Below are 14,552 nucleotides of genomic sequence, written 5' to 3' on the forward strand. Positions count from 1 at the left end.
CGCCTCCCTCACATCCGGAAGACGCCGAAGGGCGTCTTCGGCACCGGGGCGTTCAGCGAGGCCGACAGGCCCAAACCCAGGACCATGCGGGTGTCCGCCGGGTCGATGATGCCGTCATCCCACAGCCGGGCGCTGGCGTAATAGGCGTGGCTCTCGCGCTCGAACTGGGCGCGGATGGGGGCCTTCAACGCCTCCTCCTCCTCGGCCGACCAGGGCTTGCCCTGGGCTTCCATGGCGTCGCGCTTGACCTGGGCCAGCACGCCGGCCGCCTGCTCGCCGCCCATGACGGAGATGCGGGCGTTCGGCCACATCCACATGAAGCGCGGGCTGTAGGCACGGCCGCACATGCCATAATTGCCGGCGCCATAGCTGCCGCCGATGATGACGGTGAATTTCGGCACCTTGGCGCAGGCGACCGCCGTGACCAGCTTGGCGCCGTCCTTGGCGATGCCGCCGGCCTCGTATTTGCGGCCGACCATGAAGCCGGTGATGTTCTGCAAAAACACCAGCGGGATGCGACGCTGGCAGCACAGCTCGACGAAATGGGCGCCCTTCAGCGCGGATTCGCTGAACAGGATGCCGTTGTTGGCGATGATGCCGACCGGATAGCCGAAGATATGGGCGAAGCCCGTCACCAGCGTCGTGCCGTAGAGCGGCTTGAACTCGTCGAAGCGCGACCCGTCGACCACCCGCGCGATCACCTCGCGCACGTCGAAGGGCTTGCGGGCGTCGCTGGGGATGACGCCGTAGAGTTCGCGCGGGTCGAAGGCCGGCTCCTCCGGCTCGCGGAGGTCGAGGTCGATGTGCTTGGCGCGGTTCAGGTTCGACACCACGCGGCGCGCCATCGCCAGGGCGTGGGCGTCGTTCATCGCATAATGGTCGGTGACGCCAGAGGTGCGGGAATGCACGTCGGCGCCGCCGAGATCCTCGGCCGACACCACCTCGCCGGTCGCCGCCTTCACCAGCGGCGGGCCGCCCAGGAAGATGGTCCCCTGGTTGCGGACGATGATCGCCTCGTCCGACATCGCCGGGACATAGGCGCCGCCGGCGGTGCAGCTGCCCATCACCACGGCGATCTGCGGGATGCCCTCGGCCGACATGTTGGCCTGGTTGTAGAAGATGCGGCCGAAATGGTCGCGGTCGGGGAAGACCTCGTCCTGGTTCGGCAGGTTGGCGCCGCCCGAATCCACCAGATAGATGCAGGGCAGGTTGTTCTGTTGGGCGATCTCCTGCGCCCGCAGGTGCTTCTTGACCGTCAGCGGGTAATAGGTTCCGCCCTTCACCGTCGCGTCGTTGGCAACGATCATGCACTCCTGCCCGGCGACGCTGCCGATGCCGGCGATGATGCCGGCCGACGGGATGTCCTCGGCATAGACGCCGTCGGCGGCCAGCTGCGACAATTCCAGGAACGGCGAGCCGACGTCGAGCAGCTGGCGGATGCGCTCGCGCGGCAGCAGCTTGCCGCGCGCGAGGTGCTTTTCACGAGCCTTCGCCCCGCCGCCCTGCTGGATGGCGGCAACCTTCCGGCGCAGATCGTCGACCAGCGCCTGCATGGCGTCGGCGTTGGCCTGGAACTCGGCGGAGCGCGCGTTCAGGGCGCTCTTCAGGACGGTCATGCCGTCTTCCTCCCGGTTTGGCGGTCTTGGTTGTTGGACGTGTTACTGGACGAGCGCGCGGCTGATGACCAGCCGCTGGATGTCGCTGGTGCCCTCGTAGATCTGGCAGACCCGGACGTCGCGATAGATGCGCTCGACCGGGAAGTCGTTGAGATAGCCATAGCCGCCATGGATCTGGATGGCGTCGGAGCAGACCTTCTCCGCGATCTCGGAGGCGAACAGCTTGGCCATCGCCGCCTCCTTCATGCAGGGCACCCCGGCATCGCGCAGGCTCGCGGCGTGCAGCACCATCTGGCGCGCGGCCTCCACGCGGGTCGCCATGTCGGCGAGGCGGAAGGCGATGGCCTGATGCTGGATGATCGGCACACCCATGCTCTGGCGTTCCTGGGCATAGCGGATGGCGTGGTCCAGCGCGGCGCGCGCCATGCCGACCGACTGCGAGGCGATGCCAATGCGCCCGCCTTCCAGATTGGCCAGCGCCACCTTGTAGCCGGCGCCCTCGGCCCCGAGCATCAAGTCGGCGGGAACACGGCAGTCCTCGAAGACGATCTGGCAGGTATCGGAGCAGTGCTGGCCCAGCTTCTCCTCGGTCCGCGCCACCTGATAGCCCGGCGTGCCGGTCGGCACGATGAAGGCGCTGAGACCCTTCTTGCCGACGGCCGGATCGGTCACGGCGAAGACGATGGCGACATCGGCCTGCGAGCCGGAGGTGATGAACTGCTTGGTGCCGTTCAGCACCCAATGGTCGCCGTCGCGGCGGGCGCGGGTCTTGATCGCCGAGGCGTCGGATCCCGCCTGCGGCTCAGTCAGGCAGAAGGCGCCCAGCATCTCGCCGCGCGCCATCGGCTTCAGGAAGCGGTCCTTCTGGGCATCCGTGCCGAACTTCAGGATCGGCATGCAGCCGACCGAGTTGTGCACGCTCATGATGGTGGAGACGGCACCGTCGCCGGCGGCGATCTCCTCGATGGCGAGCGCGTAGGCGACATGGTCGGTGGCAGCACCACCGAACTCCTCCGGCACCAGCATGCCCATCAGGCCGAGTTCCCCCATCTCGGCGAGTTCGGCCTTGGGAAAGGCACCGCTGCGGTCGCGCTCGGCGGCGGTGGGCGCGAGCCGGTCCTGCGCGAAGGCGCGGGCCATGTCGCGGACCATGGTCTGTTCTTCGGTCAGGTGCATCGGGCGTTTCCTCATTTATTTAAGATCCCCTCTCCCTGGGGGGAGAGGGGGAATAGGGGCGGGAATGCCTTACACCCGCTCCACCGCAATCGCCGTAGCCTCGCCGCCGCCGATGCAGAGCGACGCGACGCCGCGCTTCAAATCGTACTTCTCCAGCGCCGCCAGCAGCGTCACGATGATCCGCGCCCCCGACGCGCCGATCGGATGCCCGAGCGCGCAGGCGCCGCCATGGACGTTCACCTTGTCGTGCGGCAGGTCCAGATCGCGCATCGCCGCCATCGTCACCACGGCGAACGCCTCGTTGATCTCGAACAGGTCGACGTTGCGGGCGGACCAGCCCACCTTCTCGAACAGCTTCTGCATGGCACCCACCGGCGCGGTGGTGAACAGCGCCGGCTGCTGGGCGTGGTTGGAGTGGCCCTTGATCTCGGCGATCACCCGCAGGCCGAGGCGGTCGGCCTCGCTGCGGGTGGTGACGACCAGCGCCGCGCCGCCGTCGGAGATCGACGAGGCGTTCGCCGCCGTCACCGTGCCGTCCTTGGCGAAGGCCGGCTTCAGCGTCGGGATCTTCTTCGGATCGCCCTTGCCCGGCTGCTCGTCGGTGTCGACCAGCACGTCGCCCTTCCGCCCCTTCACCAGCACCGGCGCGATCTCCGCCTTGAAGGAGCCGTCCTCCACCGCCTTGCGGGCGCGGTTCAGGCTTTCGATGGCGTAATTGTCCTGCGCCTCGCGGGTGAAGTTGTAGCTGCTGGCGCATTCCTCGGCGAAGGTGCCCATCAGGCGGCCCTTCTCGTAGGCGTCCTCCAGCCCGTCGAAGAACATGTGGTCCAGCACCTTGCCGTGGCCCATGCGGTAGCCGGCGCGGGCGCGGTCCAGCAGGTAGGGGGCGTTCGACATGCTCTCCATGCCGCCGGCCACCACGATTTTGGCCGAGCCGGCCTTGATCGCGTCATGGGCGAACATCACCGCCCGCATGCCCGAGCCGCAGACCTTGGAGATGGTGGTGCAGCCGACGCCTTTCGGCAGCCCGGCGCCCAGCGCCGCCTGGCGCGCCGGGGCCTGGCCCAGACCGGCCGACAGCACGTTGCCCATGAACACCTCGTCCACCGCGTCGGTGGGCAGGCCCGAGCGCTCCAGCGCCGCCTGGATGGCGACGGCGCCCAGCTGCGGGCCGGTCAGGCCCATGAGGTCGCCCTGGAAGCCGCCCATCGGCGTGCGGACGGCGGCGGCGATGACGATGCTGTCGGTCATGGTGGTCGGTCCCTTTCCCTCGATGCTCTCTATGCTTTGCCGAACCGCTTCACGCGGTCTTCCGGCCTTCAGGCCGTTTCCTTGAACAGCTCGCGCCCGATCAGCATGCGGCGGATCTCGCTGGTGCCGGCGCCGATCTCGTAGAGCTTGGCGTCGCGCAGCAGGCGGCCGGTCGGGTATTCATTGATGTAGCCGTTGCCCCCCAGCGTTTGAATGGCCTCCAGCGCCATCCAGGTCGCCTTTTCGGCGGAGAACAGGATGGCGGCGGCGGCGTCCTTGCGGGTGGTCTCGCCGCGGTCGCAGGCCTTGCAGACGGCGTACACATAGGCCTTGGCAGCGTTCATGATCGTGTACATGTCGGCGATCTTGCCCTGCATCAGCTGGAACTCGCCGATGGACTGGCCGAACTGCTTGCGGTCGTGGACATAGGGGATCACCACGTCCATGCAGGCCTGCATGATGCCGAGCGGACCGCCGGACAGCACCGCGCGCTCGTAATCCAGGCCGGACATCAGGACGTTCACGCCGCGGCCGACGCCGCCCAGGACGTTCTCCTCCGGCACCTCGCAATCCTCGAACACCAGCTCGCCGGTGTTGGAACCGCGCATGCCCAGCTTGTCCAGCTTCTGCGCCACCGAGAAGCCCTTGAAGCCCTTCTCCACCAGGAAGGCGGTGATGCCGCGCGGGCCGGCGGCGAGGTCGGTCTTGGCGTAGATCACCAGCGTGTCGGCGTCGGGGCCGTTGGTGATCCACATCTTGGTGCCGTTCAGGACGTAGCGGTCGCCCTTCTTCTCGGCCCGCAGCTTCATCGACACCACGTCCGACCCGGCATTAGGCTCCGACATCGCCAGCGCGCCGATATGTTCGCCGGAGATCAGCTTGGGCAGATAGCGGCGCTTCTGCTCCTCGTTGCCGTTCTTGCGGATCTGGTTGACGCAGAGGTTGGAGTGGGCGCCGTAGCTGAGCCCCACCGAAGCGGAGGCGCGGGACACCTCCTCCATCGCCACGACATGCTCCAGATAGCCCATGCCGGCGCCGCCATACTCCTCCTCCACCGTGACGCCGAGGATGCCGAGGTCGCCCATCTTGCGCCACAGCTCGTTCGGGAACTCGTTGCTGTGGTCGATCTCGGCGGCGCGGGGGGCGATCTCGTTGGCGGCAAAGCTGCGGACCGAATCGCGCAGCATGTCGGCCGACTCGCCGAGGTCGAAATTCAGGCTGGGGTACTGGTTGGACAGCATGGACGTATCGCTCCCCTGGGAAATCATCCGTTCTTTGACCATACGTTACCGTATGGCAGGGCGCATGGCAAGGGGCAAGGGGAGCAGGTCAAAAACCCATTCAGCCTCAGGGAATTAGCACCCGATCGCCAGCGCGGTGTATTTCCGCATCGTGGAAAAATCGCGGGGCGTGCCGGATTTCCCCAATCTTTTCAAAGCTGCCATGCATCGTGGATACTGTATTCCAGAACCCCAACGGCGGTTATATCAGGTGGTGCCGCGTTATATCCGGCCCGCACCATCGATTTGAGGGACCAACCAATGATCCGCGTGCCGCGCCCGAACATGGACGGTTTCACCATGGCCCTGGTGGCGACCGTCGGTCTGGCGACCGTGCTACCGGTGCAGGGGCAATTCGCCCAGGGCGTGCACTGGCTGGCGGAAGCTGCCATCGCGCTGCTGTTCTTCCTGCACGGCGCCCGGCTGCCGCGGGAGGAGGTGGTGGCGGGTATCGCGCACTGGCGGCTGCACCTGCTGATCTTCTGCCTGACCTTCGTCGCCTTTCCGCTGATCGGCTGGGCGGTGGTGGAAACGCTGCCGCACAGCCTGCTGCCGCCGGCGGTGGCCATCGGCGTGCAGTTCCTCTGCCTGTTGCCCTCCACCGTCCAGTCCTCCATCGCCTTCACCTCGATGGCGCGCGGCAACGTGGCGGCGGCGGTGTGCAGTTCGACCCTGTCCAACATCTCCGGCATCCTGATGACGCCGCTGCTGGTGGCGCTGTTCCTGAAGGTGCAGGGGTCGGCGCTGTCGCTCGACACGCTGGAGACGATCGCCGCGCAGCTTCTGCTGCCCTTCGTCGCCGGACAGCTTCTGCGGCGCTGGATCGGCGCCTGGGCGGCCCGGCACAGGACGATGCTGAAATTCACCGACCGCGGCTCGATCCTGCTGGTCGTCTATCTCGCCTTCAGCGAGGCGGTGGTGAACGGCCTGTGGCATCAGGTGCCGCCGGCGGCGCTCGGCATGGTGGTGCTGATCGACGGCGCCATCCTGGCGGCCTTCCTGATCGGCACGACCCTGCTCAGCCGCCGCCTGGGTTTCTCCCGCGCCGACGAGGCGGTGATCGTCTTCTGCGGGTCGAAGAAGTCGCTGGTCAGCGGCGTGCCGATGGCCGGCGTGCTGTTCGCCCCCGCCACCGCCGGTCTGGTGCTGCTGCCCGTGATGGTGTTCCACCAGATCCAGCTGATGGTCGGCGCCGTACTCGCCCGCCGCTATGCCGACGAGAGCGCGGCGAAGGACGAAGCCAGGGACGCCCTGCCGGCGACGTCGTGAGCGGGGCTATTCCTCCTCGCCCTCCGCAAACTCTCCCGTCGCGGCCATGATGGCGGCGCGCAGTTGGTCGGCCTTGGCCGGACCGGCAACCAGCTCCAGCAAGCGCAGGGCGTAGAACAGGGTGATCTCCGCCGTTTCCGCGTCTTCCGGGTCGCCGGCGGCATTGGGATACTGCGCCAGCAGCGCATGCGCCCGCACCAGCAGCCCCTTCTCCATCGACGCCATCGCGTCCTTCAGCGGCTCGTGCAGGCCCAGCGCCTCAGCCAGCCCTTCACAGCGGCGCAGGGCGCGGGCGTGATCCTCGGCTGCCTCCTGGGCGTTCTCGTCCACCGGGGCGGGACGGCCATCCTCGGCCGGGGCCGGGACGGCGGTCAGGATGCCGGCGGGTGCGGTGTCCAGCACGGTGCCGGCCACCATGGTCCGCACCGCCGCCTTCACCGCGTCCAGCCGCTCGCGATAGACAGGATCGGCCAGGAAATCCATGACGGCGGAGGTGGTGTTGACGCTGGCGACCAGCCGCTCGGCGATGGCGATGGCTTCCTCCGGCGCCATGGCGACGGCCGCCCGGTCCGGCCCGGCGCTGTAGCCGTTGCCGTCGAGCCTAGCCGAGCGCTCCTCCAGATTGGTGACGACCAGCCCGCTCAGCTGGGCGAAGATCACAGGCTGTTCGCGGCGCGCCTTGCCAAAATCCAGATCGCTCAGCACCGTCAGCAGGTCGGCCGGGCTCGCCATGCGCGAGGCCGCGACCAGCAGCAGGTAGTAGACCAGCCCGGTCGATTGCCGCGCCACCGCCTGGGCCGCCTGTTCGATGGCGACGACATGCCGGTCCTCCAGCACAGTCAGCGGCTTCGGCGCCAGCGCGTCCTTCAATGATTCGACCGTCAGCCCCATTTCCAGGAAGGCGGCGACGTCCAGCACCTGCCGCTTCATCTCCTCGTCGCCGTTCAGCACGCGCCACAGAGCCTGCCGGCCCGCGCCCTGCTCCACCGCAGCCCGGATCGCTTGGGCGGCCATCGGCCACAGCCGGCGCCCGATGTTGCGCAGGGCGTTCAGATTGCCGGGAGCGGTTTCCTGCACCTGCCGGTCGAGCTGGTCGATCAGGGCGGTGTCGCCGCACTCCGTCACCAGCCGCCACACCGGGTCGATCACCCGCCGCTCGATGCGGCCGAGCGGCACGTCGACACCGCCGAAGCTTTCCAACACATCCTCGAACGGCATGCACAGGACACGCTTCAGCGTCGGCCGGCGGCCGGGGCGCACCTGGACCAGACGCGGACGGATGGCGGCGAAGGTCTGGCGCACGTCCGGATGGTCGCGCACCCGCTCCAGCAGCCGGACCACCTCGATGAACTTCTCCTCGGGGATGTCGAACAGCCGGTTCTCCAGCCCCGGCAGGCGGTCGACCTTGCCCCGTTCCGCCGCCGCGCGCTCGATCATGGCGCGCGCGCCTTGACCGCCTCGATCCGGCGGATGGCGTCGATGTCCATCTGGCCGGTGCGCCAGTCCTCCAGCATGCGGACGGAACGGCGATGGGCCAGTTTGACCTGCTTGGAATCCTCGACGAAGTTGCGGCTCGACTCCCTGCGCGGCAGCAGCGGCAAGATGCGGAACAGGTCGTTGACGGCGGCGGCCTGCTGGTGATGGTCTTCCGCCTGCGCCATCTCCCAGGCGCCGGTGATGTGGCTCCAGCCGTCCAGCAGCCAGGCCATGCGGGCGGCCTGGGCCCGGATGCGGACGATCTCGCTCTCCCAATCGCGCATCAGCGGCCCGATGGCGTCGATCCGGCGGTGGAAGTCACCCATCACCGCGTCGCCGATGGCGATGGTGTGCTGCGCCACCTCCGCACAGAACTCCGCCACGGGGGCGGCATCGCTCGGCACGTCGCGCGCCCAACCGGTCATGCTGTCGCGAAACCCCTTCAGATCGTTCAGCCCGCGCGTCAACCGGCCGGGCCGAGGCGAGTGCGCCAGCCCCACCGGGGCGGCGACGACAGCGATGTCGGCCAGCCGGGCATAGAGCAGCGTGGCGTCCATGCGCAGGCTTTCCGCCGCGCGCGTCATCATCTGCCGGGTCAGCCGCTGACCCTCGTCGGTGTCGATGCCGGCCTTCAGCATCTCCGGCGATTCCAGCCCGACCGCCTTCAGGATCGCCAGAATCAGCAGGTAATGGGTGAGGGTGCCCTGCTCCTCGTCCTCGTCCAGCGCCCGGCGCGCGGCCTGCGCGGCTTTCGGCCCGGCAAGCCCGCGCCGCGCCGCCCTCAACGTCGCCCGCCGGATATCGTAGGGAGAGCAGGCCTCCTCCTTCACGATCAGATTGTGCAGGTAGCGGTCGTGCATGGTCATCGACACCATGTCCGGCACCGCTTTCCAGGCGACGACATAGATGCCCATGCCCTGCGACAGGCTGGGGATCAGCACCTCGAGCTTCGACCGCTCGCCGCGGCGCACGCGGGTCTGTGACAGCAGCGGCGTGGTGAAGGCCACCGCGGCTCCCCGCTCCTCGAAGGTCGATGGCGCGTATTCGATCGCACCTTTCAACATGACTGCCGTTCCGGAATCGCCTGCTCGTTCTCCTGCCGAAACCACGTCCCCATTCTGCGGGTCGCTCATTTCGGCCACGCCCATATTATTACATAGTCGTAAGAAATACGGCGGCGACCAATTTGTTCTGAATTGTAGCGCCGTGCGACGGCCTGTCGCACTTGGCAACAGTCCACCCGACAAGCCCGGGCCTGTCCATAAGGTTTTGTCCTAAGCTTGCTTGCCCGAAGCTTGGGTATTACCGCAAAGCGGCGGAATTTATGCAGGAAACTTTATGAAGATCAGAGGAAATCTTCGAACACGCAAGCCCTGCAATGCTGCCGCGCGACAGCCCTTGCGCTTTGCGCGGCGACGCGACAGTTTGGGTGAAGGTTACACCGCCAACATGGGAGACGCAGAGGGTGAGCAACATCGGCATCGTGCTCGGACGGTTCCACCGCAAAGAGGTGGAAGAGATGCTGGACGAGGCGCGCACCGTCGCCGCCAGCCGTGGCCTCGGTATCGTGGCGGAGGTCTGGGTTCCCGGCTCGATGGAAAAGCCGCTGGCGATCAAGCGCCTGCTGATGCGCGACGACGTCGCCGGCGCGGTGGCGCTGGGCATCATCGAGCGGGGCGAGACCGAACACGGCAACGTCATGGGACATGCGGTCATCAGCAGCCTGATCGACCTCCAGCTTCAGTTCATGAAGCCGGTCGGCGTCGGCATCCTCGGGCCGGGCATCAACCCGTCGCAGATCCCGCCGCGCATCCGCCCCTACGCCGCCGCCGCGGTGAACGCCTGCGCCGACCTGATCGAGCAGGGCTGACGTTTCTTATGCTCCGGCGGGGCGCCACCGGTGCACCACATGCATCGCCCCGCCGAACAGCAGGCCCCAGAAGGCCGACCCGACCCCGAAGAAGGACAGGCCCGATGCAGTCACCAGCAGCGTGACCAGGGCGGGAATCCGCTCTTCCTCCGCCTGCACCGCCGCCAGCAGCGAGCCGCCGAAAGCGCCGATCAGCGCCAGCCCGGCCACCGCCTCGATCAGGATCGGCGGGGAGCGGGTGACCAACGTCGCGGTGATCGCCGCCAGCGCCGTCAGCGCGATGTAGCCGAAACCGCCAGTGACAGCGGCCTGCCAGCGCCGCTCCGGCCGGGGATCGGCATCGGGGCCGGCGCACATGGCCGCGGTGATTGCCGCCAGATTGACGGTCGGCGCCCCGAACGGTGCGGTCAGGGCCGAGGCGAAGCCGGTCGCCAGGAAGGCCGGCGGCACCCGCGGCGTGTAGCCGAAGGTCGCCAGCACCGCCAGGCCGGGGATGTTCTGCGACGCCATGGTGACGACGAAAAGCGGCAGGGCCAGGCCGACCAGCGCCTCCCAGGTGAAGGCCGGGGCGACCAGCGACAGCGTCGGCCAGGGATCGGCCGGCAGCGCACCAGAGACCGGCGGATTCATCGCCATCGCCGCCAGCGCCACCGCGACCGCCGCCGGCACCGCATAGAGCCGGGCGACGCGCCCGACCACCGCCCAGGTCGCCAGCACCAGCAACCCCAACCCCGGCGCCTGCCCGATCGCCATGAAGGGCGCCAGGCACAGCTTCAGCAGCAGCCCGGCCAGCATGCCGTTGGCGAGTGGCTTCGGGATCGCCCCGATCCAGCGTCCGAGCGGCCGCCACAGCCCCGCCACCATGATCAGCGCGCCCACCGTCAGGAAGGCCCCCACCGCCGCCGGAAAACCGCCGGCCACCGGGCCGGTCGCCGCCAGCAGCGCCATACCCGGCGTCGTCCAGGCGACGCTGATCGGCTTGCGCTGCGTCCAGGCCAGCCAGATCGCCGACAGCCCCATGGAGAAGCCGACGGCCACCAGCCCGGAGGTGATCTGCGCCGTATCGGCCCCGACCGCCGCCAGCCCCTGGATCACCACCGCGACCGAACTGGCATAACCGACCAGCGCCACCAGCCCGCCGGTGGCGAGCGCCGAGGGCGACAGGCCGCGGCCCGGAGCGGTGGAAACGGTCTGCTCGGCGGATGACGAGCCGGTCATGGCCGGTCCTTTCGCATGCATGGACAGGAGAGGACTCGACAGGTAAATTGGATCCAATATCCAGGCAAGCGTTTTCTCACCTCTCAGGCCGCCCTATGCCCCACTCCACCGACAGCCCCGCTCCCGACCTGACCGTGCTGATCGCGCGCAACCGGCCGCGCTTCCGCACCGCGACCGAATTCGTCGAGGCGGCGATGCGCGAGGCGATCCTTGAGGGGGCCCTTCCGGCCGGCGCCCCGTTGCGGCAGGAGGATCTCGCCGCCGCCTTCGGCGTCAGCCGCATGCCGGTGCGCGAGGCGCTACGCCAGTTGGAGGCCCGCGCCCTGGTGGAGTTCCATCCCCACCGGGGCGCCGTGGTGGCGGAGATCTCGGCGGAGGATTCGGCGGACATTGGCGCCATCCGGGCGGCGCTGGAACCAGCGGCACTGCGGCTGTCGCTGCCGCATCTGACGGCGGACGATTTCGCTCTGGCCGCCGACCTGATCACGGAGATGGATGCCGAGGCCGATCCCGGCCGGCCAGGAGAGCGGATGGGGGAATTGAATCGGCGCTTCCACATGACGCTCTACGCCCGCGCCGGCCGGCCGCGCCTGCTGGCGCTGGTGGAACAGCATCTGGCCGCCGCCGACCGCTATCTGCGCTTCCAGTTCTCGGCGCTCGGCTACCATCCGCGCTCCCAGGACGAGCATCACGCCCTGCTGGCGGCCTGCCGCGCCGGCGATACGGAGGGCGCCTGCGACATCGTGGTCCGCCATGTCATGCAGGCGGCGGAACAGCTGAGCGCCTTCCTGGACGGGCGGGGCTGAGAGGGCGGCGTGCCCCCTTCCTGCCCCGCCCTTCAGGACGCTCCCAGCAATTCGCCCAGGGCGTGGCCGAGCTGGCGCGGCGTCACCGGCTTGTGGATGATGCCCAGCCCATGGGCGGCAGCATCGCGCTCGCACTCGGGACCGGTCTCGCCGGTCAGAATCAGGCCGGGGATCGGGCCAGAGACAGAAGGATTGCCGGGGTTGTCGTACAGCGCGCGGATGCGGGCCACCGCCTCGGTGCCATAGCGGCCTTCGCGCAGGCGGTAATCGGCGACGATCAGATCCGGGCGGCGGCCCATGCGGCTCAACCCCTCCACCGCCTTCTGGGCCGAGCCGGCGACCAGCACCTCATAGCCCCATTCGCGGAAGATCGTCTCCAGCCCCAGCAGAACGATGGCGTCGTCGTCCACCACCACGGCGAAGCGCCCGCGGCCGGCGGTCGCCGCCTCCGCCGCGGTCGCCGCCAACTCGACCGCGCGGCCGACCGGCAGCGCGATGACGAAGCTGGTTCCCTGCCCCGGCTTCGAGGTGACGTCCACCGGATGGTTCAGCAGCAAGGATAGCCGCCGCACGATGGCCAATCCCAGACCGAGCCCGCGGTTGCGGTCGCGCTCCGGGTTGCCAACCTGATGGAACTCCTCCCAGATGCTCTCCAGATGATCGGGCGGAATGCCGATGCCGGTGTCGCGCACCTCGATCAGCAGCCGCCCGCCGGCCCGCCGGCATTCGATGTCGATCCGGCCGCTCTCGGTGTAGCGCAGGGCGTTTTCCACCAGATTGCGCACCATGCGGGTCAGCAGGGTGCGGTCGGTGCGGGCGGCGGCATTGCAGGAAAGAACGTGCAGTTCCAGCCCCTTGGCCGCTGCCACTGGCCGGTAGGAAGCGGCGATGTGGTCGAACAGCGGCATGATCGACACGTTTTCGATGTTCGGCTGGACCACGCCGGCATCCAGCCGCGACATGTCGAGCAGGCTGTCCAGCAGCTCCTTCAGCGCGTCCAGCCCGCGGCCCAGATGCATCAGCGCGTTGGCGCCCTGGCTACCCTGCACATGCGGCTTCAGCACGTCGACGAACAGCAGCAGCGCCTGAAGCGGCTGGCGCAGATCGTGGCTGGCGGCAGCCAGGAACTTGCCCTTGGCGAGGTCGGCAGCCTCCGCAGTCTCCTTCGCCTGCAACAACGCCTGCTGCGCCTGCCGGCGGGCGGTGATGTCGCGGAAATAGACCGAAAGGCCGTCGGAACTGGGATAGATGCTGGCCTCCACCCAGTTGCCCATGGTGGGAGACACCACCTCGATAGTCATTTCCCGGCCTTCGCGGACCGCCTGCTTCTGCGCCTCGAAAGCTTCGCTGCCCAGCACCTTGGGGAAGGCCTCCCAGACAAGGCGGCCCAGCAGGGTGTCGCGCGACCGGCCCCAGACCTGCTCGGCCTTGCGGTTGATGTAGGTGAAGCGCCACTGGTGATCGACCGCATAGAAGGCGTCGCTGATGCTTTCCAAAATCTTCACCGCCCGCTCGTGCGAGGCGCGGGCTTCCTCTTCCGCCCGCTTGCGCATGGTGATGTCGCGGAAGAAACAGCCCACCCCCTCCGGCGTCGGCAGGAAGCGGACCTCCAGCCACAGGGTGGTATCCTCGCCGTCGAACCGCTTTTCGATGGCGGTCGGCTGCCGTTCGTTCATCGTCCTGCGGCACAGCGTCTCCAGATCAGCCCCGGCGAACTGCGGCCACACCTCCCACAGCCGGCGGCCGCGCATCGCCGACAGCGACTGGTGGTCGAGCTGCTCGGCGCGACGGTTCTGGTAGATGACGCGGTAATCGCCATCCAGCGCCACCAGAGCCTCGTCGATGCTGTCCAGAATGTCGGTCGCGCGCCGCCGCGCGTCGGCGATGGCCTCCTCGATCCGCCGCTCGTCGGAGCGGTCGTGCAGGATCCACAGGAATCCCTCCTCGTCACCCTGGAGCGGCAGGATGGTCAGCGCGGCCCAGACGGTGAAGCCGTTCCGGTGGCAAAAGCTGCGCTCTTCCTGGACTCGGCCCTCGGCCAGCGCGCGAAGCCGCAGCGCGTCGGGCATGCCGGCGGCGGCCTCCTCCGGCGGAAACAGAATGTCGACCGGCTGGCCCCGCGCCTCCTCCTCCGTCCAGCCCAGGATGCGGACGGCACCGGGGTTCCAGCTGGTCATCCGGCCGTCCGGAGCCAGGGTGAGGATGGCGTGACCGACGGCGCTGTCCAGAATTGCGCGCAGCCGCCTTTCGCTGTCGGCGTGGGCGGCGCGGCTGCGCTCCAGCGCGCTGAAAGCGCTGCGCAGATCCTCGTTCAACGCCGTAACCGTCAGCAGGTCGTCGCAACTGGTGGAGGAGGCGGACAGTGCCGACTGGAGCCGGGCATTCTCCTCCTCCAATACCGCCAGCCTTGCCCGCAGCTCCGCCTCCGATTGGGCAGGCCGGTCCCACCCGTCTCCCGTTCGGTCGTCGGCGGGCTCATTCGGGACGGACTTCTGTTTGGTCATAGGCGCCCAAAGAGAAATAAAAATCTCGAACGTCGAGAGTGCGCAATGCCTAAAGCCGCTGTAAACCTTCCAAAAGCAATATTCCG

Annotated in this window: 11 protein-coding genes; 3 read left to right on the plus strand and 8 right to left on the minus strand. The window is 68.3% G+C overall.

The features are described 5' to 3' along the window. Positions 1-8: 8 nt before the first annotated feature. From E6C72_RS14285 to E6C72_RS14300, 4 genes are all read right to left on the minus strand, one after another. Positions 9-1,616 carry a carboxyl transferase domain-containing protein gene (locus E6C72_RS14285; RefSeq protein WP_109443879.1) on the minus strand — a complete coding sequence of 536 codons (1,608 nt, stop codon included), beginning with the start codon at positions 1,614-1,616 and terminating at the stop codon, positions 9-11. Between the two features lie 42 nt (positions 1,617-1,658). Beyond that, complete coding sequence (locus E6C72_RS14290; RefSeq protein WP_109443880.1) at positions 1,659-2,792, minus strand: acyl-CoA dehydrogenase; 1,134 nt, start codon at positions 2,790-2,792, stop codon at positions 1,659-1,661. A 69-nt stretch (positions 2,793-2,861) separates the two neighbouring features. Next, positions 2,862-4,043 (minus strand): acetyl-CoA C-acyltransferase, encoded by a 1,182-nt coding sequence (locus tag E6C72_RS14295; protein WP_109443881.1) that lies wholly within the window; start codon positions 4,041-4,043, stop codon positions 2,862-2,864. A gap of 68 nt (positions 4,044-4,111) precedes the next feature. Continuing rightward, positions 4,112-5,284: an isovaleryl-CoA dehydrogenase gene (locus tag E6C72_RS14300; protein WP_109443882.1), complete on the minus strand. Its 1,173-nt coding sequence runs from the start codon at positions 5,282-5,284 to the stop codon at positions 4,112-4,114. A 300-nt stretch (positions 5,285-5,584) separates the two neighbouring features. On the opposite strand from E6C72_RS14300, the gene E6C72_RS14305 reads away from it, so the two are divergent. Beyond that, positions 5,585-6,592, plus strand: a complete 1,008-nt coding sequence (locus E6C72_RS14305) for a bile acid:sodium symporter family protein (RefSeq protein WP_109443883.1) — start codon at positions 5,585-5,587, stop codon at positions 6,590-6,592. 6 nt (positions 6,593-6,598) lie between these two features. Here E6C72_RS14305 and E6C72_RS14310 read toward each other — a convergent pair whose 3' ends face one another. After that, complete coding sequence (locus E6C72_RS14310; protein ID WP_109443884.1) at positions 6,599-8,029, minus strand: hypothetical protein; 1,431 nt, start codon at positions 8,027-8,029, stop codon at positions 6,599-6,601. Continuing rightward, entirely contained in the window at positions 8,026-9,132 is a 1,107-nt protein-coding gene (locus tag E6C72_RS14315) for a hypothetical protein (protein ID WP_109443885.1), read from the minus strand. The genes E6C72_RS14310 and E6C72_RS14315 overlap by 4 nt, the downstream gene beginning before the upstream one ends. 401 nt (positions 9,133-9,533) lie before the next feature. Here E6C72_RS14315 and E6C72_RS14320 point away from each other — a divergent pair, with 401 nt between their 5' ends. Beyond that, positions 9,534-9,938 (plus strand): 6,7-dimethyl-8-ribityllumazine synthase, encoded by a 405-nt coding sequence (locus tag E6C72_RS14320; RefSeq protein WP_109443886.1) that lies wholly within the window; start codon positions 9,534-9,536, stop codon positions 9,936-9,938. A 6-nt stretch (positions 9,939-9,944) separates the two neighbouring features. Here E6C72_RS14320 and E6C72_RS14325 read toward each other — a convergent pair whose 3' ends face one another. Further along, a complete protein-coding gene (locus tag E6C72_RS14325; RefSeq protein ID WP_109443887.1) occupies positions 9,945-11,156 on the minus strand; it encodes a benzoate/H(+) symporter BenE family transporter in 1,212 nt (403 codons plus the stop codon). A 95-nt stretch (positions 11,157-11,251) separates the two neighbouring features. On the opposite strand from E6C72_RS14325, the gene E6C72_RS14330 reads away from it, so the two are divergent. Further along, positions 11,252-11,962 (plus strand): GntR family transcriptional regulator, encoded by a 711-nt coding sequence (locus tag E6C72_RS14330; RefSeq protein WP_109443888.1) that lies wholly within the window; start codon positions 11,252-11,254, stop codon positions 11,960-11,962. A gap of 32 nt (positions 11,963-11,994) precedes the next feature. Here E6C72_RS14330 and E6C72_RS14335 read toward each other — a convergent pair whose 3' ends face one another. After that, the gene (locus tag E6C72_RS14335) at positions 11,995-14,466 is read right to left on the minus strand and encodes a PAS domain-containing protein (protein ID WP_109443889.1); all 2,472 of its coding nucleotides are present in this window, start codon (positions 14,464-14,466) and stop codon (positions 11,995-11,997) included. Positions 14,467-14,552 lie beyond the last annotated feature (86 nt).

It is taken from the genome of Azospirillum sp. TSH100, from assembly GCF_004923295.1.
In the GTDB taxonomy this organism is placed as follows: Bacteria; Pseudomonadota; Alphaproteobacteria; order Azospirillales; family Azospirillaceae; genus Azospirillum.

Bases quoted from the DNA above. Each gene is read 5' to 3' on its own strand.
- E6C72_RS14325 (WP_109443887.1), bottom strand. From the start codon at position 11,156: ATGACCGGCTCGTCATCCGCCGAGCAGACCGTTTCCACCGCTCCGGGC.
- E6C72_RS14310 (WP_109443884.1), bottom strand. From the start codon at position 8,029: ATGATCGAGCGCGCGGCGGCGGAACGGGGCAAGGTCGACCGCCTGCCG.
- E6C72_RS14300 (WP_109443882.1), bottom strand. From the start codon at position 5,284: ATGCTGTCCAACCAGTACCCCAGCCTGAATTTCGACCTCGGCGAGTCG.
- E6C72_RS14285 (WP_109443879.1), bottom strand. From the start codon at position 1,616: ATGACCGTCCTGAAGAGCGCCCTGAACGCGCGCTCCGCCGAGTTCCAG.
- E6C72_RS14315 (WP_109443885.1), bottom strand. From the start codon at position 9,132: ATGTTGAAAGGTGCGATCGAATACGCGCCATCGACCTTCGAGGAGCGG.
- E6C72_RS14290 (WP_109443880.1), bottom strand. From the start codon at position 2,792: ATGCACCTGACCGAAGAACAGACCATGGTCCGCGACATGGCCCGCGCC.
- E6C72_RS14305 (WP_109443883.1), top strand. From the start codon at position 5,585: ATGATCCGCGTGCCGCGCCCGAACATGGACGGTTTCACCATGGCCCTG.
- E6C72_RS14295 (WP_109443881.1), bottom strand. From the start codon at position 4,043: ATGACCGACAGCATCGTCATCGCCGCCGCCGTCCGCACGCCGATGGGC.
- E6C72_RS14335 (WP_109443889.1), bottom strand. From the start codon at position 14,466: ATGACCAAACAGAAGTCCGTCCCGAATGAGCCCGCCGACGACCGAACG.
- E6C72_RS14330 (WP_109443888.1), top strand. From the start codon at position 11,252: ATGCCCCACTCCACCGACAGCCCCGCTCCCGACCTGACCGTGCTGATC.